The organism is Vibrio inusitatus, assembly GCA_024346935.1.
GTDB classification, from domain to species: Bacteria; Pseudomonadota; Gammaproteobacteria; order Enterobacterales; family Vibrionaceae; genus Vibrio; species Vibrio inusitatus.
The window spans coordinates 805,970-825,548 of the sequence record AP024878.1 but is presented as its reverse complement, the minus strand read 5'-3'; the positions used below and the strand labels follow the sequence as shown (position 1 = coordinate 825,548).

At 43.0% G+C, this 19,579-nt stretch carries 20 protein-coding genes; 8 read left to right on the top strand and 12 right to left on the bottom strand.

All coding sequences use genetic code 11. The annotated features are described in order from the left end of the window. Positions 1-82 precede the first annotated feature (82 nt). Complete coding sequence (gene asnB / locus OCU48_RS03900) at positions 83-1,747, top strand: asparagine synthase B (protein WP_141343809.1); 1,665 nt, start codon at positions 83-85, stop codon at positions 1,745-1,747. Positions 1,748-2,020: 273 nt separating this feature from the next. On the opposite strand, the gene rfaH is transcribed toward asnB, so the two are convergent. The 4 genes from rfaH to htpG form a co-directional block, all read right to left on the bottom strand. Continuing rightward, positions 2,021-2,518: a transcription/translation regulatory transformer protein RfaH gene (gene rfaH, locus OCU48_RS03895; RefSeq protein ID WP_141343808.1), complete on the bottom strand. Its 498-nt coding sequence runs from the start codon at positions 2,516-2,518 to the stop codon at positions 2,021-2,023. A 100-nt stretch (positions 2,519-2,618) separates the two neighbouring features. Beyond that, a complete protein-coding gene (gene hemH / locus OCU48_RS03890; RefSeq protein WP_141343807.1) occupies positions 2,619-3,593 on the bottom strand; it encodes a ferrochelatase in 975 nt (324 codons plus the stop codon). An 84-nt stretch (positions 3,594-3,677) separates the two neighbouring features. Then, positions 3,678-4,322: an adenylate kinase gene (gene adk / locus OCU48_RS03885; protein WP_141343806.1), complete on the bottom strand. Its 645-nt coding sequence runs from the start codon at positions 4,320-4,322 to the stop codon at positions 3,678-3,680. Between the two features lie 179 nt (positions 4,323-4,501). Continuing rightward, entirely contained in the window at positions 4,502-6,403 is a 1,902-nt protein-coding gene (htpG, locus tag OCU48_RS03880; protein WP_141343805.1) for a molecular chaperone HtpG, read from the bottom strand. A gap of 251 nt (positions 6,404-6,654) precedes the next feature. Between htpG and OCU48_RS03875 the strand changes: the two genes are divergently transcribed. Next, positions 6,655-7,503, top strand: coding sequence for a winged helix-turn-helix domain-containing protein (locus OCU48_RS03875; protein WP_141343804.1), 849 nt, complete (start codon positions 6,655-6,657; stop codon positions 7,501-7,503). After that, the gene (locus OCU48_RS03870) at positions 7,500-8,024 is read left to right on the top strand and encodes a regulatory protein ToxS (RefSeq protein ID WP_141343803.1); all 525 of its coding nucleotides are present in this window, start codon (positions 7,500-7,502) and stop codon (positions 8,022-8,024) included. The genes OCU48_RS03875 and OCU48_RS03870 overlap by 4 nt, the downstream gene beginning before the upstream one ends. A 300-nt stretch (positions 8,025-8,324) precedes the next feature. Here OCU48_RS03870 and OCU48_RS03865 read toward each other — a convergent pair whose 3' ends face one another. Beyond that, positions 8,325-9,230, bottom strand: a complete 906-nt coding sequence (locus OCU48_RS03865) for a LysR family transcriptional regulator (protein ID WP_280176867.1) — start codon at positions 9,228-9,230, stop codon at positions 8,325-8,327. Between the two features lie 155 nt (positions 9,231-9,385). On the opposite strand from OCU48_RS03865, the gene OCU48_RS03860 reads away from it, so the two are divergent. After that, positions 9,386-10,525 carry a C45 family autoproteolytic acyltransferase/hydrolase gene (locus OCU48_RS03860; protein WP_141343801.1) on the top strand — a complete coding sequence of 380 codons (1,140 nt, stop codon included), beginning with the start codon at positions 9,386-9,388 and terminating at the stop codon, positions 10,523-10,525. Positions 10,526-10,812: 287 nt separating this feature from the next. Here OCU48_RS03860 and OCU48_RS03855 read toward each other — a convergent pair whose 3' ends face one another. From OCU48_RS03855 to OCU48_RS03830, 6 genes are all read right to left on the bottom strand, one after another. Beyond that, positions 10,813-11,007: a hypothetical protein gene (locus OCU48_RS03855; protein ID WP_141343800.1), complete on the bottom strand. Its 195-nt coding sequence runs from the start codon at positions 11,005-11,007 to the stop codon at positions 10,813-10,815. An 85-nt stretch (positions 11,008-11,092) separates the two neighbouring features. Then, the gene (yfcE, locus tag OCU48_RS03850) at positions 11,093-11,638 is read right to left on the bottom strand and encodes a phosphodiesterase (RefSeq protein WP_141343799.1); all 546 of its coding nucleotides are present in this window, start codon (positions 11,636-11,638) and stop codon (positions 11,093-11,095) included. A 118-nt stretch (positions 11,639-11,756) separates the two neighbouring features. Then, the gene (locus OCU48_RS03845) at positions 11,757-12,167 is read right to left on the bottom strand and encodes a CBS domain-containing protein (RefSeq protein WP_141343798.1); all 411 of its coding nucleotides are present in this window, start codon (positions 12,165-12,167) and stop codon (positions 11,757-11,759) included. Position 12,168: 1 nt separating this feature from the next. After that, positions 12,169-12,519 (bottom strand): P-II family nitrogen regulator, encoded by a 351-nt coding sequence (locus OCU48_RS03840; protein ID WP_141343797.1) that lies wholly within the window; start codon positions 12,517-12,519, stop codon positions 12,169-12,171. Further along, positions 12,509-13,303: a DUF1538 domain-containing protein gene (locus OCU48_RS03835; RefSeq protein ID WP_141343796.1), complete on the bottom strand. Its 795-nt coding sequence runs from the start codon at positions 13,301-13,303 to the stop codon at positions 12,509-12,511. The genes OCU48_RS03840 and OCU48_RS03835 overlap by 11 nt, the downstream gene beginning before the upstream one ends. After that, the gene (locus OCU48_RS03830) at positions 13,300-14,025 is read right to left on the bottom strand and encodes a DUF1538 domain-containing protein (RefSeq protein WP_141343795.1); all 726 of its coding nucleotides are present in this window, start codon (positions 14,023-14,025) and stop codon (positions 13,300-13,302) included. The genes OCU48_RS03835 and OCU48_RS03830 overlap by 4 nt, the downstream gene beginning before the upstream one ends. A gap of 201 nt (positions 14,026-14,226) precedes the next feature. Here OCU48_RS03830 and OCU48_RS03825 point away from each other — a divergent pair, with 201 nt between their 5' ends. The 4 genes from OCU48_RS03825 to OCU48_RS03810 all read left to right on the top strand — a co-directional run bounded on the left by OCU48_RS03825 (position 14,227) and on the right by OCU48_RS03810 (position 18,804). Then, entirely contained in the window at positions 14,227-15,135 is a 909-nt protein-coding gene (locus OCU48_RS03825; RefSeq protein WP_141343794.1) for a TIGR01777 family oxidoreductase, read from the top strand. 342 nt (positions 15,136-15,477) lie between these two features. Then, a complete protein-coding gene (locus OCU48_RS03820) occupies positions 15,478-16,332 on the top strand; it encodes a co-chaperone YbbN (protein ID WP_141343793.1) in 855 nt (284 codons plus the stop codon). A gap of 183 nt (positions 16,333-16,515) precedes the next feature. Continuing rightward, on the top strand, positions 16,516-17,535 hold the full coding sequence (locus OCU48_RS03815; protein WP_141343792.1) for a linear amide C-N hydrolase: 1,020 nt from the start codon (positions 16,516-16,518) through the stop codon (positions 17,533-17,535). 387 nt (positions 17,536-17,922) lie between these two features. Continuing rightward, positions 17,923-18,804 (top strand): LysR family transcriptional regulator, encoded by an 882-nt coding sequence (locus OCU48_RS03810; protein ID WP_141343791.1) that lies wholly within the window; start codon positions 17,923-17,925, stop codon positions 18,802-18,804. A gap of 42 nt (positions 18,805-18,846) precedes the next feature. Here OCU48_RS03810 and OCU48_RS03805 read toward each other — a convergent pair whose 3' ends face one another. Then, positions 18,847-19,431: an outer membrane beta-barrel protein gene (locus OCU48_RS03805; protein WP_141343790.1), complete on the bottom strand. Its 585-nt coding sequence runs from the start codon at positions 19,429-19,431 to the stop codon at positions 18,847-18,849. Between the last annotated feature and the right edge of the window lie 148 nt (positions 19,432-19,579).

Genomic DNA, 19,579 nt, shown 5'->3' with positions numbered 1-19,579 from the left:
TTAAATATTGGTTAGTGGGTTGCTTTTTTTAGCGACAATGGCAAATTGAACACATACGGAAATGAATTTATAAGGAAGATATATGTGTTCGGTATTTGGTATCCTCGACATAAAAAGTGATGCAGAGAAACTTCGCCCATTGGCGTTAGAGATGTCGAAGAAACTTCGTCACCGCGGACCTGATTGGTCTGGTATTTACTCATCAGAGAAAGCGATTCTGGCGCACGAACGTTTGGCTATTGTTGGCCTAAACAGTGGCGCACAACCTCTATATAGCCCAGATAAAAAATTGGTTCTAGCGGTTAATGGTGAGATATACAACCATAAAGAAATCCGAGCACGTTACGAAGGAAAGTACGACTTCCAAACAGATTCTGACTGTGAAGTTATCCTCGCACTCTATCAAGATATGGGTGCAGACTTACTTGAAGAGCTAAATGGTATCTTTGCGTTTATTCTTTACGATGAAGAAAAAGAAACGTACCTCATTGGTCGTGACCATATTGGTATCATTCCACTGTATCAAGGTCATGATGAGCACGGAAATTTCTACCTCGCTTCAGAAATGAAAGCACTGGTACCTGTGTGTAAAACAGTCAGCGAATTCCCTCCAGGCTCCTACTTAGAGTCAGGCGCACTCGCTCCAACACGTTACTACATCCGTGACTGGAACGAATACGCAGCAGTTCAAGGCAACTCCACTAGCAAAGAAGATCTAACTGAAGCGCTTGAAGCTGCAGTTAAGCGTCAGCTAATGACCGACGTGCCATACGGCGTATTATTGTCTGGTGGTTTGGATTCTTCTATCACCTCAGCTGTCGCAAAACGCTTCGCCGCAATGCGTGTTGAAGATGACGGTCAGTCAGAAGCATGGTGGCCACAACTGCACTCATTTGCTGTTGGCCTTGAGGGTGCGCCAGATTTGAAAGCGGCTCGTGAAGTAGCCGATCAAATCGGCACAGTTCACCATGAAATGACGTACACGATTCAAGAAGGCTTGGATGCGATTCGTGATGTTATCTACCACATTGAAACCTATGATGTGACCACAATCCGTGCGTCAACCCCTATGTTCTTGATGGGTCGCAAGATCAAGGCGATGGGCATCAAGATGGTACTTTCTGGTGAAGGTGCAGATGAAATCTTTGGCGGCTACCTGTACTTCCACAAGGCACCAAATGCACAAGAGTTCCACGAAGAGACAGTACGCAAGCTACTAGCTCTCAACATGTTTGACTGTGCTCGTGCAAACAAATCATTAGCTGCATGGGGCGTAGAAGGTCGTGTGCCTTTCCTAGATAAAGAATTTATTGATGTGGCAATGCGTCTAAACCCAGCCGACAAAATGTGTGGCAACGGTAAGATGGAAAAACACATCCTACGTGAGTGCTTTGAACACTACCTTCCAGAAGCAATTGCTTGGCGTCAAAAAGAACAGTTCTCTGATGGCGTAGGCTACAGCTGGATTGATACCTTGCGAGAGGTAGCAGAAGCGAAGGTAACGGACCAGCAAATGGAAACCGCTAAATTCCGCTTCCCGTACAACACACCTCTCACTAAAGAAGGTTATGTGTACCGCGAGATCTTTGAAGACTTGTTCCCACTGCCGTCTGCAGCAGAATGTGTTCCTGGTGGCCCATCGGTAGCCTGCTCTTCAGCAAAAGCGATTGAATGGGATGAATCGTTTAAGAACAACGCCGATCCTTCAGGTCGAGCAGTTAAAGCGGTTCACAACGAAGCTTACTAATCTCTCAGCAAGCAACAAAAAAGGGCGCTATTAAGCGCCCTTTTTTATTCTGTGTCTTGTTTTAGCTTCTAGCAAGATTTTCATACACCAGTTTTGATAATGCATCTAAATGTGAACTAATCAGTTATTGAACTTATTAGTTCATGACTTTAGCTGTCGTACGATTAATAATCGTCGTCCTCGAGGTTTTTATCGGGGACCTAAATAGAATCAGATGCCCGATAAAAGCACTCGGGCATGACGCATTTATTAGTACAGTAAAGCCTTTAGCCTTTAGCCTTTAGCCTCTATATCCTGATTGTTTACATTCACCTCGACCTTCTTGTTGATCATTGTAATCAACAAAATAGAGCGCTTCTCACCATCCGCTTCATGATAAATAGCATCAATACCGGCAAACTGTCCTGACTTGATAGTAACCTGATCACCCTTTTGATGAGAGTCAGACTGAATCTCTTCCTGACTTCCTTCAAGCTGCTTCAGTGAATAAACTAGATCACCCTGCAATTCTGTGGGATAAGCACCGTTTCGAATAAAGTCTGACACCCCTCGCGTTGAGCGCACAGTGGTAAACGAAGGTCCTACTTCAAAATCAAAGCGCACAAACATATAGCTTGGAAACAAAGGCTCGGATTTCTTCTGACGCTTACCTCGAACCATTTTATCAACGGTAACCTTCGGGTAATAAACTTCAACACCTTGATTTTCAAGGTGCATTTGCGCTCGCTCTTGATCGCCACGCTTACAATACAATAAATACCATCGTTTCATGGCTGTTGCCTTTTAATTTCTGACAGGCTTTGCACCCGTTGCTAGTAGCGTTATTTTATCAGTTCACTTCGCAACATGAAATCAGACCGAAAGTGAATGCTCACTCGCTAATCAGTAAGCGAGCGCTAACTAGGCTTGCCATCAACTTAATATGGGCTTCGCTATCATTAAGACACGGGATATAGTTAAAGCTCTCACCACCAGCATCTTTATAAATGTCACAACATTCTTCCGACAGCTCTTCAAGCGTTTCAAGACAATCAACCGAAAAAGCGGGGGCCATGATATCTAGCGTCTTAACATCTTGATTAGGTAATTTCTCAAGCGTCTTATCCGTGTACGGCTGCAACCATTCTTCGCGACCAAAGCGTGATTGATAAGTCATGCCAATTCTATCTGGGCCTAGCTCAAGTTCTTTGGCCAATAGCTCTGTGGTTTTCTCACAATGTTGAGGGTAAACATCACCATTGTCTGCGTATCGTTTTGGTATCCCGTGGTAAGAGCAAAGCAGGTATTGACTCTCTCCACGCTCATGCCAAGCGTCTCTCACTGAATCAGCTAAAGCCTTAATATAAAGCGGGTGATCGTGATAGTCGCCAATCACATCAAAGGCTGGCACTACCGTCATCTTTTTGAAGGCTTTACCTAGACCATCGACAACAGCGGCTGTAGTCGTTGCCGAGTATTGCGGGTACAAGGGTAGCACTATGACCTTTTCAACGCCTTGCTCAACTAACGACTGTACGCCAGTAAGTAGACTTGGATTACCATAGGTCATCCCAAGTTCTACAGGGACATTAAGACTTTGTTTCAATTTACTCGCTTGCCTGCGAGAAAATACCATCAAGGGAGAACCTTCATTCATCCACACCCCTTGATAGAGCTTCGCTACTTTGGGCGCGCGAATAGGCAGTATTACACCGTGTAGTAACGGGCACCATAGCCAGCGCGTCATATCCACAACACGCTTATCGTGTAGAAACTGGCTCAAAAATCGTTTAACCGCTTTAGGGGTTGCTTCATCTGGGGTTCCTAGATTAACTAATAACACCCCTGTTTTAGATTGGTTTTCCATAACGTCCTAACATCTAAGCAATAAAAAAGGACGACCAATAGGTCGTCCTTCTAGTATCTAAATTCGCTTAGTAATAAGCAATGATTAAGATAACGCTTTTTCGATGTCAGAGCTTACTTCTGCAACTTTCTTAGTACCATCGAACTTAAGGTACTTAGTGTTACCAGCTTCTGCTTCTTTACCATAGTACTGAACTAGCGGAGCAGTTTGCGTGTGGTATACACCTAGGCGAGCACGTACAGTCTCTTCTTTGTCGTCATCACGAACCACAAGAGCTTCACCTGTTACGTCGTCTTTACCTTCCTCTTTAGGCGGGTTAAATACAACGTGGTATGTACGACCCGATGGAAGGTGAGCACGACGACCAGCCATACGCTCAACAATCACATCGTCAGCTACGTCAAATTCGATAACGTAATCTACGTCAATACCCATCTCTTTAAGGCCATCTGCCTGAGGGATAGTGCGTGGGAAACCATCTAGTAGGAAACCTTTTTCACAATCGTCTTGTGCAATACGCTCTTTGATTAGACCTAGAATGATATCGTCAGAAACCAATTGGCCTGCATCAATTACACCTTTAGCTTTTTTGCCTAACTCAGTGCCCGCCTTGATAGCAGCACGTAGCATGTCACCAGTAGAAATTTGTGGGATACCGTATTTTTCCATGATGAACTGAGCCTGAGTGCCTTTACCTGCACCAGGAGCACCTAAAAGAATGATGCGCATTGTTTTTCCTCTTTAATGATCTTCTTTTATACCGAAGCTCACAAACCGACCACAAACAGTAAGCCACTGATTTTGTTGTAAGTTTCGGTATAACTATACTTTTAGTAATGATTAAGCCCAGAATACTATCATAATTCTGGGCTCAATGTTCAGCTTTGCTGAGCAATCAACAGGGTTGACTATTTAATCAACAACTGATTTACCGCGCTTAGGAACTGACTTGGGTCTTCGAGAGAACCGCGCTCTGCAAGCATTGCTTGACCAAGTAGAAGTTCAACATAACGACCAAAAGCAATCTCATCAGCTGTATCTGCCATCTGCTTAACCAAGTCGTGCTCAGGGTTTAGCTCTAGAATGTACTTCACCTCAGGAGCGGCTTGACCGGCTGCTTCAAGAAGCTTAGCCATTTGCGTGCCCATTTCCATGTCATCGGTAACGACTACCGCAGGAGTACTTGCTAGCTTAAAGGTGGTACGAACCTCTTTCACACGATCGCCAAGGTACTCTCCCGTACGCTCAACCACAGATTTAAACTCTTCTTCTGTCTCTTTCTGCTTCTCTTTCTCTTGCTCGTCTTCAAACTTGCTAAGATCTAAGCCCGCTTTAGTAATGGACTGGAATTGTTTGCCATCGAACTCTGTTAGGTAGTTCATTAGCCACTCATCGATGCGATCGAACATCAGCACGACCTCAATACCTTTCGCTTTAAATTGCTCAAGGTGTGGGCTGTTTTTAGCCGCAGCATAGCTATCAGCAGTAAGGAAATAGATCTTATCTTGACCTTCTTTCATACGCTCAACATAGCTTGCAAGGCTTACCGACTGCTCGTTGCTATCAACTTCTGTTGAAGCAAAACGCAATAGACCTGCAATTTTCTCTTTGTTAGAAGCATCTTCTGCAGGACCTTCTTTTAACACTAGGCCAAATTCTTTCCAGAAAGACAGGTACTTCTCATCGTCTTTCTTAGCCAGTTTCTCTAGCATAGTAAGAACGCGCTTAGTACAAGCATTACGCAGTGACTGGGTCACCTTGTTGTCTTGTAGGATTTCACGCGACACGTTGAGTGGCAGGTCGTTTGAATCAATCAAGCCTTTAACAAAGCGCAGGTACGATGGCATGAACTGTTCTGCGTCATCCATGATGAATACGCGTTGCACATACAGCTTAAGGCCGCTCTTGTGATCACGGTTCATCATGTCCCAAGGTGCTTTTGAAGGAACGTATAACAGGCTTGTGTAATCGTTCTTACCTTCTACCTTGTTATGACTCCAAAGCAATGGATCAGCAAAGTCGTGAGATACATGCTTGTAGAACTCTTTATACTCTTCATCATTGATGTCAGATTTTGCACGAGTCCAAAGCGCTTGCGCCTTGTTGATTTGCTCCCACTTGGTCTCGTCTGTTTCTTTGCCTTCTTCATCCGTTACCTTGGTAAGAATAGAAACAGGAATACCAATATGGTCAGAGTACTTGCTAATTACCTCTCGTAGGCGCCATTCAGATAAGAACTCTTTGCCTTCATCACGCATATGAAGAACAATATCAGTACCGCGGCTTTCTTTAGTAATGTCTTCAATGGTGTAATCGCCTTCACCCGCAGAATGCCATTGCACACCGTGATCAGCCGATAGACCTGCAGCACGTGTACGCACAGTCACTGCGTCTGCAACGATAAAGGCAGAATAAAAACCAACACCAAATTGACCAATAAGTTGTGAATCTTTTGATTGGTCATCAGAAAGCTTAGAGAAGAACTCAGCAGTGCCCGACTTAGCGATTGTGCCTAGGTGCTCAATCACATCGTCACGGCTCATACCAATGCCATTGTCCGATACTGTCAATGTGTTGGTCTTCTCATCAAAAGAAAGCTTCACACCAAGGTCAGCCTCACCTTGATATAGATCAGGTTCAGATAGTGCTTGGAAGCGCAGCTTATCTGAGGCATCTGACGCGTTAGAAATAAGCTCACGTAAGAAAATTTCTTTGTTTGAATACAGTGAGTGAATCATAAGGTGCAGCAGTTGCTTTACCTCTGATTGGAAACCTCGAGTTTCTTTGTTTGCTGACACAGTCTCGCTCATTTTGACTCCATACTTTATGTTTACTCATAACTGCACCAAGTTCATATTCATTGGCGCTTGTACTCATGAAGCATGAAATAAGGGTAATAAGTGCAATTTCAAGGTCAATTACTATAAAAAAACTGTTTTTTAGATAAAATTTTATTATGCTATGGCGGTTATTCGTTCTAAAAGGCGATATAACTCACACTTCATATGGAATGAGTGTGGTGGTTAAGGAAGCGTGTCAGCGAAAATCAAAGAAGATCTAAATGAGTAAAATCGGTATTAAATACGTACTAGCCCAGAAGTATATTTTTGATCCAAACAGCAACTCACTTATCGATCAATCAGATGACGATAGTTTAGTGCGACTTGGTAGTAATGAAAGTCGAATCCTCACCCTACTTTGCGAACATCCTAATGATGTGGTTACTCGTGACCAACTGCATGAATTTGTTTGGAGAGATCAAGGTTTTCAAGTTGATGACTCTAGCCTGACTCAAGCGATTTCTACTCTTAGAAAAATGCTAAAAGACTCCACTAAATCTCCACAGTTTGTAAAGACTGTGCCGAAACGTGGCTATCAGTTAATCTCGTCTGTCGAACGTGAAACGCCTACTCCTCAAACAGAGGAAAAAGTAGCAACAGCAGCAACTGAGCCAGCTCTTGCTTCGATTACCACATCGCAGCTAAAAGAATCTAAAGCCGAACAAAGCGCCAAGAAACAAGCCTTTTGGGCACATTGGGACACAAACACTCGAATTATACTGTTTATCGCAATTTTATTACCTATTATTGCGCTGACTACCCCTAACTCATCACCGTCTACATTCCGCGCCGTCACGGTCGTCAAAGGTGTGCAGGTTAAAACAACCGAAGGCCACCCTGATCTGACCAACTGGATGGAAAGCATCGAAAGCTGTGTAGACTATTACATGACAGCCTATACGGACGAATCAGATCCTGTAGAAGTCATTGCTACAGCAAGCCAATCTGAGCAACTCTACTTAAGCTACATTCATGGTCCACAGTTTACCTCTGAAAATAGCACTGTCCGCCTTGTCGGCAAACAACAAGATCTTACCAAGATCTGCGCAACCGGAGGTCGTAAGCAATGAACCAGCGCGTAGCATCCATTTTATTAGTGATCTCTGTAGTATTCAGTGGTTGGTTGTACTGGGGCAGCGATGTCAAAATAGAGCAAGTGCTGACCTCTCGAGAGTGGCAAACAAACCTTGATACATTTGTTTACTCGGATTTAGCTGACGATAGCATCGGGCCTCTTAACAAGGTTCACATTATGTCTAATGTGAAATACCTACCCAATGGTGACTATATCCGTGCATCACGTATTCAACTGTTCAACGACGTAAATGTGGTTTCATTTACAATGAACATTACCGAATCAGGTGTTTGGCAATTAAGTGATAACTACCTACTCATCGACCCTAAAGAGTTTAAAGATTCTTCTGCTATCGATAGTCAGGACTTCACTGAATCACAGCTTCGAGTCATAAAGCAACTATTCATCACCGATGCTCAACAAAGTCGACGTGTAGATATCATCGATGACAATTCGATCTTACTTACCAGCCTTGGCCATGGTTCTCGGGTATTGGTATCGACTCCAACACTGTAAATTAAAATAGAAAAAACGCTTATTACGCTTTCTAATAGTTTTATTAGTTCGCGTGATGAAAATAACACCCTAACATGCTAATTATCTAAGTCTGTTAGGGTGTATTTCTAGAGCAAAGTTAACTTTAGGAAAAACTTCAATTTAAGATCTAGGCTCATAAACAGGCTATTGTTCATATCCACTACACGCTAACAGATCATTGATTTACTTGCCCTAAAGAAAATCCTTCCTAAACAAATTCATCTACATTAACTAGGCCTTATTAAATTTAAATAGAGCCATATCTGGACATCAACTCTGCTATTTCTCGTAACCAAACCAATCCCTCAGAGCTAGGACGATCTCATCAATAACATCACTGTGGGGATAGTCTAATCTGTAATAAAGCATCAACTGAAACGACGCATCGATTTCTCTTTTATCAAAATTAAGCGACACCACTTGCTTCGATTGAATAGCCGGATGCACTATGTATTCTGGAAGCAACGCTATCCCGAGGTCTCTTTTGACCAATGAAACTACAGTGTTGGCATCACAGCACTCAATCATCTCTACACTTTTAAATAAGGCTGTATCGTATTTATGAGTTTGTTCATAGGGAGAGGACCAAATAGAAGTGTGTGACAATAACATATCCAACTGTACATTTGATTCACCACATAAGGGATTATCGGGATGTGCAATCAAAGCTGTATTCTCTTCGCCAACCAGTGCTCCACCTACGCTGGGGTAAATGGAATCAGCAACGATACCAAGTGCAAAATCGACTAGTTTATTATCAAGAGCTAACTGGGTATGAGTCATATCCGTATTTTTAAGTGAGATGTGTAAGTTTGGCCACGATGCTTTCAGCCGACTAATAACATCGGCAATCCCTTCTCCATCAATTAACTCACCAAAACTAATCGTTAATTCAAGAGGAGCAGAGTCATTATGTATTGAAAAAGCTAAGCTCTCTAACTTTTGTAGATACTCAATAGCAATCTTAGCTTTTGGAAGTAAAAGCTCACCTTTTTCACTAAGCACAACCACTAAACCATTGCTTTGGCGATCAAAAAGTAAATATCCTAATTCATCTTCAAGCTCACCGATCCAGCGACTCACTGTAGACGAAGACTTGCCTAACTTACGAGCCGCTTTATTAAATGTTCCCATTTCAGCTGCCACAATAAAACACTCAAGGTTGTGACTTGATAATGTTAGCACTGCTTAATCCTCTTGTTTTTTAAATAACCACTCCAAATATGGGCCATTTGGAACTACATCATATCTTATTATGGTGCAATAGTAGAGCCCGTCAACACACAACTTAATTAAAAGGCTACGCATCAAGTTGCCTTTACAGACGAAGGTTATTTATTATGAAAAAATCTATTCTTGCAATTGCAACACTTACAGTGCTTTCATTTGGTGCTCTAGCCACTGAACACGTCGCTGGTGACAAACTGGATTATTGGAATCCTGAACGCCCTGCTGTCCAAGTAGGTGCAGAGGTCATCGACTTAACGGGTAAAGGACCAGATGCTGTCGCGGAATTCTTAGCAACCGTAGATCGTCTACAAGCTGATACTGAAGTTCTTCAAATTGCAAAAAATTCAGTCGCTAACAACAAAAAAATCGCACCTGAATACGCAGCCATCATGGAAAAACAAGCAAAGATTCGTGGTGTTGAAGTTCATGAATTGTACGCCGCACTGCTGCAAATGGATTGGACTGTGAATAAGTTGCTCGCTGAAGCGGATGAGAAGCTGATGGCAGAGCATTTCACTAAAATTCGAGGCTGTACAACCATCGCGTTTAACGACAGCGGTATCGTCGCACAAAATAACGACTTAGGAATCTCACAACTGCAAGAGTTTCCTACTCGCATCGTAAAAACAGACGACGTAATGTTCATCCCAACAGATGGGGGGCACTTTCAAGGTATGGGTAAACACGTCGGTGTCGTACTCAACATAATGGGCGAACCAAGTGCTAAAACCGCGTCTGCCGACGCCGATAACCTAGTTACGATTGATGCGGTATTTGCTGCTATTACGCACTCTAAAAGTATTGAAGATGCAATCAGTAAACTAGAGGGCTACACAACGCCTGTAGCAATGAACTTTACTGTAGCGGATGATTCTGGTGACTCAGCGGCGTTAGAAATGTCGGCGGAAGGCCTTGTTGCTGTTCGTGGTGCTGGCGGTGTCGGCCATGCGAACCATAACGCAGCAATGAAAGAACGAATCTTAGGCATGATGCCAATGACCGAAGCGAATGAAATCTTCGCCGACTCATTTGCTCGTGAAGCCGCCGCGCAAAACTTCGTAGACTTTGCCAAAGAGAAAACAGTCGATGGTATGAAGTATATCCTTAATCAAAAACCTATCAATATCACGTTATATGATAAAGATTTCGTAACCGTTGAAACGATGATCTTCGACACGAAAAACGGCTGTGCTCACGTATCGGGTGATAACCCTCTATTCGGTGAATACTCACAAGTCTGCTTCGACTAATACTCCGTTCCCACTATTTATTTGCCTGGCCACTGTGCCAGGCTTTGTCGTGTATAAAAACCCAAAAAGAAGCAGGGCTTTGGGTAGGCATTGTTACCTTTAGTCTGATTCCTCTTTACCAAAATTAAGGGACACCTCTTGTTTAGATTTAATAGCTAAGTTCACTCTGCATTCAGAAAGCAATGCTATCCCTCGGTCCCTTCTAATCAGTGATGCCACGGTGTTTGTCAACCGACTAATAACATCGGCAATCTCTTCTCTACCAATTAACTCACCAAAACTGATCGTTAATTCAATAGGAACAGGGGCATTATGTATTGAAAACGCAAGCTTCTCTGACTTTTGCAAATATCAATAGCAACCTTTGCTTTTGGAAGTAAAAGATCGTCCTGTCCACCAAGAACAACAACTAAACCATCGCTTTGCCGATCAAAAAGCAATCCTCCTGATTCATATTTAAGTTCACCTATCCAACGACTCATTGCAACCGAACACTTCCCCTACTTACGAGTAGCTTTGTTAAAGGTCCCATATTCGATTGATTCTATTAGGTATAATCTAAATGCATTAGATCTGCGTTTCAGCTAACACATCCCCATCAAAGCTAACAACGCTGAGTTTGCTCGCTTCCAGTAGCCCATAGCTTGCTACATTACCGCCTTTAGGTAAGGTTACAGAGCCCGGATTAAACAAAGTGTACTCGCCCATCGATTCTGCTACAGGTAAATGTGTATGCCCGTGAGCTAAAACATCACCACCTTTAAGTGGAGGCAATCTATCTTGATTGTACAAGTGGCCGTGAGTTAAGAATAATCGCTTACCACTTTCTAGTAACACAATGGCAAAGTCACTCAATACTGGGAAATCAAGCAGCATCTGATCGACTTCGCTATCACAGTTGCCTCTCACAGAAATAATATCGTCTTTATATTCATTTAGAAGGTCTGCTACCTGCGCTGGAGCATAAGCTTCTGGTACTGGGTTTCTTGGCCCATGATTGAGAATATCGCCAAGCAAAATAAAGTGCTTCGCACCTGAGGCTTGATAAGCTTCGACAGCTTTTTTAGTTGAGGCTAGGCAGCCATGTAAATCAGAAGCAAAAAACAGTTTCATATTGAATTACTCTATCGTCTTACGTTTGCCGAGAGTGTAACAATGCCCTCAGTTTTTCTCCAGAAGATAGCGTCTTAAGTTAGTAAACAACGGTTACTCCGCTCTTATGGCGGACTGTTTATATCTCTGAATCCAATACCATGCCTTTCACCACAATATTGTTGTAACTCACCATCCCAAGCACATTACCGTCTAAAACAACCGGAGCCCGACTAATACCAAATCGTTCAAACAATCGTGCACAATATTTCACGTTCATATCCGGTGATACACACAACGCAGGCTTACTCATTATCTCATACACATTGGTTCTAGCCGGTGAGCGATTCTGAGCCAACACTTTCTTCGCAATATCATTCATCAACACCAAACCATATTCATCATCATCATGACGTTTATTCACAATAAGCGCTTTAACCTCGTTTTCACGCGCTATACCTATTGCCTCCTGAACCGTCATCAAGCCATCAACAATGGCATAGGTTGCAGACATGACATCTTTTACTCTGCGACTGGTATGACTCTTCATATCATAGTTCCCTCTCTACTATCTTGGTTAGAGTCTCAACCTGATGGGCGACTCCAACGGCATCCTCTACATCTATTTGCACTGCGATACCCTGTCCTGATTCTTGGTCAAATTCACCAATATCGCTGATCTTCTCTAAGATACGGCGCGACAAGTGCTCTTCAACCACGAACAACAATACGTCCTTTTGTACCTCCAGCGTCAAACCTAAAAAAGTACGCTTTTGATTCAGCCCCTCACCTCTAGCATTACTGATCACAGTTGCGCCCGTTGCGCCCGATGCTCTTGCAGCATCAAGGACTGCATCTGTTCGAACGTCCTCAACAAAGGCTAGTATCAATTTAAATCGCATTAGAATCCTCCTTAATAGGATGGCGCTGGTTAAGCCAGCGTGTAATCTGTGCATAACCCATTACAGTAATAATTGGAAAGAGACTGGCAAAGGCAATAAGACCAAAGCCATCAATCAGAGGGCTTCGACCTGGCACCGTCGAGGCAAGCCCTAAGCCTAGCGCCGTCACTAGTGGCACAGTAACGGTTGATGTGGTAACACCTCCGCTGTCATAGGCAAGGGGGATAATCATTGATGGGGAGAAGTAGGTTTGCACGATAACAATCAGGTAACCCACTATGATGTAGTAATGAATAGGGTCTCCGGCAACAATGCGATAACACCCCAATGTAATACCAAACGCAACACCTAACGCGACTGCTAATCGCAAGCCATTCACCTTAATACTGCCGCCTGATACCTGATTGGCTTTAATAGCCACCGCTATCAAGGATGGTTCGGCTATGGTGGTACTAAAGCCGATGCAAAATGCAAACAGATACACCCAATAATAATCAAACCAATGCAGTAAACCGGACTCAGATAGCCGCATCTCTTTTAGGAACTCAGGCATAGTTAACTGCATAGCCATGGTTTCCCCCAATGGAAATAACGCAGCCTCCAATCCAATCAAAAACAGAGCTAACCCTACAATCACTAATACGAAGCCAAGTAGCACTGAGGGTAAATTTCGTATCGGTCTGCGCAGAACCGCCACCTGAAAGCCAAACAAGATAACGCCAATAGGAAAGACATCCATGACAGTAGAAGCAAACACTTCAATGGTATGAGCTAGAGTAATCATGACAACCACATCCCATACAACATCACAAAGATCATTGGCATTAAGGAGGCAAATGCGATGAGTCCAAAACCATCAACCATTGGGTTTCGACCTTTGATAGAAGAAGCCAGTCCTACGCCCAAAGCCGTGACTAATGGAACGGTGATCGTCGAGGTGGTCACCCCACCAGAATCATAAGCAATTCCGATGATGCTTTGCGGGGCAAAAAAGGTCAGCGAAACCACCAGCAAGTAACCACTGATGATCAATATTTGGATTGGCCAACCCTTGAGAATTCGATACACCCCTAGTACCAAGGCACACCCAACAGATAATGCAACCGTCAACCTAAGGTGAAAGGTATAATCTTCCATGCTGTCATGATCAAGCGCAATCACCCCTTCTTTCGCTGCCACCTCAGCGGCCTCCATTGCCACTGCAGTGAGTGCTGGTTCAGCAATGGTTGTGCCAAAACCAAGACAAAAAGAAAAGAATATCAACCAAGCTACGCTACCCTTACGTGCAAACGCCTGCGCCATAGACTCTCCAATGGGGAAAAGCCCCATATTGAGTCCCAGCACAAATAACGTTAGTCCGAGTACCACAAGTAACATTCCAAACAAAATGGTAAAAAAATGAGGCAAGGGTTGCTGCAAAATAACTAGCTGAAAAAATGCCACCACCAAAACGATAGGGGTCAGATCTTTTGCACTGTCAATGAAAGATCGTAGAAAGGCATTCATCTGCTTCTGTTATTCCTTACGTATTAAAGAGTCTGAATCGTGTGTTAGTCTTATAGATTAACTATGGTCAATTATCCCAAGCCTAGGTGTGACGTAAGGCTCGAAATGTAACGTCTATAATTATAGGTGCTTTAGGCTTAGCGCTGCATTTTCACGTAAAGTGGATAATACTGTCTAACAATGACTCTACTTGGAGCCGATATGCACATATTGATCACTGGTGGTACTGGGTTTATTGGTCGCGCGTTGGTCAAGCAACTCATCCCTCATCAAATGACTATCTTGACTCGCGATAGCAACAACGCAGCAGAGCAACTCAAGCACGTAAACCCAAATTGCTTGCACTTTGTGCAATCCCTTGAGCACCTACAAGACTTATCTGACTTCGATGCTGTGATAAATTTGGCCGGAGAACCGATAGTGAACAAGCGTTGGTCTGACGCGCAAAAGAAACGTATCTGTGACAGTCGTTGGAATATCACCCGACAAATCGTCGACCTCATCAAACGGTCTTCAAATCCGCCTAAAGTGTTTATCAGTGGCTCTGCTGTCGGTATTTATGGAGATCAAAATCAAATTCGTGTTGACGAAGACACGCCTTATAAGCCCGAGGGGTTTCCACACTACGTATGTCAAGAATGGGAAGATATCGCCAATCAAGCCAGTAGTGAGCAAACTAGAGTCGCATTATTGCGAACAGGAATCGTCTTAGGGAATAATGGTGGCGCACTAGAAAAAATGCTGCTGCCCTATAAGCTTGGACTTGGCGGTCCATTAGGCTCTGGTCAGCAATACATGCCGTGGATTCATATACAAGATATGGTGAGAGCGATCCAATTTATACTCGAAACGGAGATCTGTGCTGGCGTCTTCAATATGGTGGCACCGCACCCCGTCACTAACAAAGAATTTAGCCAAACATTAGCCAAGACCCTTTCCAGACCTCACTTTTTGTTTACGCCTAAATTCGCCATGCAAATGGCATTGGGAGAATCCAGTTGTTTATTAATTGATAGTGTCAAAGCCAAACCCAAAAGACTCACTGAAATGGGCTTCACTTTTAACTACTCAAGGATTCAGCCTGCACTGTCGCAAATTCTGGCACACTAACTTTTTACAAGTTTTTTTACGAAATCGTCATTTCGCCATAAATTTGTAATAAAAGGTGTGCAAAATACAAGCTGTTACGATTAATCGTGTTTAAGTTTAAGAGGACAGCATGTCTTTAAACAAACTCAACTGGTTAAGCGTAGGGGTTGTGGTTCTTGTTTTAGTGCTATTTTAACCCTTACACTAAACAAACCTACAGAAACTCAGGTTCACTCCGTTAATTGATGAGATTAGCGAGAATGGCCTGAGTTTTTTGCTTTTCATCAACAAATACCTTGAGATTACCTAAAGCAACCCAATCTATAAGTCATGCATACTCATCAATCGTCTAGGGACACATTCATGCAATCAGAATTCATCGTCGAAATGAACCAACAAAACTTCCAACAAATTTTGGAAGGCTCAATGAACACTCCCGTAGTCGTTTACTTTTGGGCGCCGATGAGTCAAGAAAGCGCTGACCTTGTTCCTCAGATCCAACAGCTCGCTCAACAATACGCAGGGGCGTTCACCCTAGCCCTACTCAACTGTGAGCAAGAACAACAAATTGCAGGGCAATTTGGTATTCAGGCGTTACCGACGATTGCTTTATTTAGTCAAGGGCAAGCTATTGATGGATTGGGTGGACCACAGCCAATTCAAGCCATTGAAGCTATGCTACAAAAGCATCTTCCAAGCCAAGATGAACTTAACCTACAAAAAGCCTTAAGCTTAATGTCAGAGCAGAAATACTCTGAAGCATTAGTGCTATTCACCTCTTTGCCAGAAGAACTACAAAACAAAGGCGAAGTGAAATTGGCCAAAGCCGATTGCCTACTTGCTACTGGACAATTTAGTGACGCTGAAGCCGTACTTGCTCAAATTCCTTTGGAATATCAAGATAACTATTACAAGGGTCTGATGGCCAAACTAGAACTGCACGCACAAGCGGCCAATAGCCCAGAAATCCAAGCTCTAGAAGCACAGTTGGCAAGTGATGCACAAAATACCAAAATCGCTAATGAACTGGCACTGCAATATCATGAAGTCAATCGTAGCGATGAAGCCCTTGAGCTACTGTGGGCCTTCATATCCAAAGACCTAGGCGCGCTAGACGGAGAGATGAAAAAAACCTTTATGGATATATTGTCGGCACTAGGTCAAGATAACTCAACGGCTAAGCAATACCGACGTCAGCTTTATTCAATTCTTTATTAAATTAGAGAGCCTGCCATAAGGTATTTCTAGCTAAGTACATAAAGACCACCATAATGTTTGGTGATCTTTATGTTTATAGGCCAGCCCTAAACCTGTAAGCCTAACTTACAGCTGTTAATTACTCTCATTCCCTGTGTCAGCGTAATATTCACTCACTTCCTGACGCAACAAAGAGTAATTAAAATGAGAAAATCTATCCTAGCACTACTATTAGCGACGACTGCAACCACAGCAATTGTAGGTACAGCTTCAGCTTGCACAACCGCAGTCTACAACAATGGCAATGCTTCCCTCACTTCTCGATCAATGGATTGGTTTGGTCATGATGAGGCCGCTGTTATCGGTACAGGTAAAGGCGCTAAAGTGGTATATGCTGCAACGCAAAACCCTGAAACGGGCACTTCAAAATACGCAACATTAAAAATAGACTCATTTCTTGAATCAACCACAGCACTGGGCAATGGGGTGGTTGCAGAAGCGATGAACGAAGCAGGTTTAGAAGCTCGCATTCTATATTTAGGTCGTGATTACACTGCATTTCCTGAAGGGACCGCAAACACCCCTGACGTCTCAGCTCTTGAGGTTCCTAACTGGGCTTCGGACAACTTTGCTACTGTGGCCGAAGTATTAGATGCCATTGAAGGTTCAAAGGTAGATATTGTTGATGCTGAAATCTGTAACCTTCCGAATAGCAATGGGCACTGTTCTCAAGCACCAGTACACTATCAATTTGCAGATAAAACCGGTGATGTTGCTATCGTCGAATTCGTCAAAGGTGAATTAAAGGTATACCGTGGCAACGAAGCGAATGCGCTGACTAATAACCCAGAATTTTCGGTGCACTTAGAATTTACGGCAAATGGCAAGAAATCAGACGGATCTATTCACCCGATTGACCGTCGCCTACGTGCAAAAGAGATTCTATCTGATATGTACGCTCGCAACGTAACTGACAACACTGCGGCAAAAAATGCGATGAAAGCTGCAGCACACAGCACATTCGCGGGATATGAACAGCTAGATCATTCTCTAGAAAACCCGAACGTATTTCCTACTTTGTGGACAGTACATACAGATCGAAATGCTAGTGAGTGGACGTTAGACCGCTACGACACATGGGAAGCTGAAACCTATGACTTCTCTATGTTTGACTTGAACAAGCCCGAAACTACGATGCTAGGTATTCATCCAAAGAATAAATAATGAAACATTGCCGACTCACGAAATACAAATCGTGGAATCAGTAACAAACAAATCCGAAAGGTGGCCTTATAGCCATCTTTTTTCTTATTCTATCGCCCATCATTAAACAATCAGAAATGCACTTCTCAACAAAAAGAAGGCACTCTTCCTCTTATGTCGAATCTATATCGTAAATCTAACCACCCACTTTGTCATAAATAGCATTACGCCCTCTATCTAGAGTCAACTTCAACTTTGGATTATTTATAGAACCAAAGCTTGTTATCAAACTAGTTGATTAAATAAACATAGAAGCAAAAGAGGTGCCTCAGCAGGTTCCCATTGTATTCATATGGCTGGGTACTAAAATAACCTTATACACAAAGGATTGGTTAAGTAAGGAATTCAATGCTGATTACACCTGAAAGGCTGACATATCTAGTCGCGATAGTAGAACATGGCTCTTTTTCTGCCGCAGCTCGCCGTTTAAATGTCACAGCCTCAGCCGTAACGCAAGTAATACAAAACATGGAGATTGACTTAGGCATCTCTGTATTTCAACGTACAGCAGGTAAAGCCCCCAAGTTAACAGATGTAGGAAAGGCGCTTTATATACAAGCGCTAGAAGTTGCTCCACGGCTGCAAGCGATGGAAAAACGAGCGAAAGCATATCAAGCTGGTATAGAAGAAAAGTTAAATATAGCCACCTATGGGTTTACCTTATCCCCCAATCACGAAAAAGCTATCGGAGAATTATCGACACAATATCCCGAGCTAAAAATTAATATGATGGATGTGGAAGATATACACGACTTAGCACCCAATGATCCTAATGGTGCAGACATCATCATCGCACCAGCAAAACTTCATCATCGTGTTGGCTACGAGTCACAATTTATCGAGCAAATTAATTGGCGATTCGTTGTTATTCCTTCACATCCTTTGGCACAAAAAAGAGCAGAGCTTTCAAGACATGATCTTCTTACACACGTGCAACTCATCCCTCAGGTTGGAGGGTTTGCTGATGCTGATCTCGTGGAATCATTACGCTTTAGCACCAATCTGATTCACTGTTCGCGATTCTATCAGTTACGATCGTTATTGCTACAAGGGGCTGGATTTTGTCTTTTACCAGAGCAGCTCTCTAAACCACTTTTAGAAAGCAATGCTATAGTTGAATTAAGAATGGATTTTGATGACAACCAAACAAGATGGCCAATAGAAATAGCCTGGTCTCCATCACTGGGGCCTGCAGGGAGTTGGTTTGTAGAACAGTTTATTGAGTTATAGATTTTATACTCAACTCTCACTTTTTAATTAGATGATATCACCTTAGAAGCGATACCCGACCGTAATACGACCTTCAGTCAACAGGTCTAGTTTGCTAGATAAACTTTTCCCTTTTTCGGTAAAGTCTGTGGATTGAATACGTCCATCGAAATAGATACCGCTATCCAATATCGTTCGAACCCCTATCGCACCGCGAGCAGTTTCGGCGTAGCTGTTCTCGCCTAGCATCTTACTCGTCTGTTTATCAAATGTGACAACACCCGCGGCAACGTAGGGCTTAATTAAGGTATCGTCATCAAACAAAAAGGTGTAGCCAACCTCAGCTTCAAGAGCCAACTCATAGATAGTACCCTTATCCTGAGTTTGATTAGATTTTAAATTGGCACCCGCTCCTTTAACATTGAAGGCAAATATATCATTGAAATCGTACCCAACTTCTAGAACAACGGAGGGATCTGTACTGATATTGGTTTTGGGAGTTCCTGTATCCTGTATCCTGTATCCTGTATCCTGTAGCAAATAGTTTCCGGTACCCAAACCACCACCAATACGCAAACCAAGATAGTTGGCGGAAAACACAGTAGAAGATGCAAGAATTAAAGCTGAAGCTAGAATACATTTTTTCATGATACGTACCTCGTGAATCTATATGAACTCCGTTTTCTCACGAACAATCCTGTTTGATTTAGGTAGGTAATTTACCCTTGTACTTACAATCCTTTAAATTAACATCTATCCTCTATACCGATAGGTCACTATGTTGAGTGCACTCCCA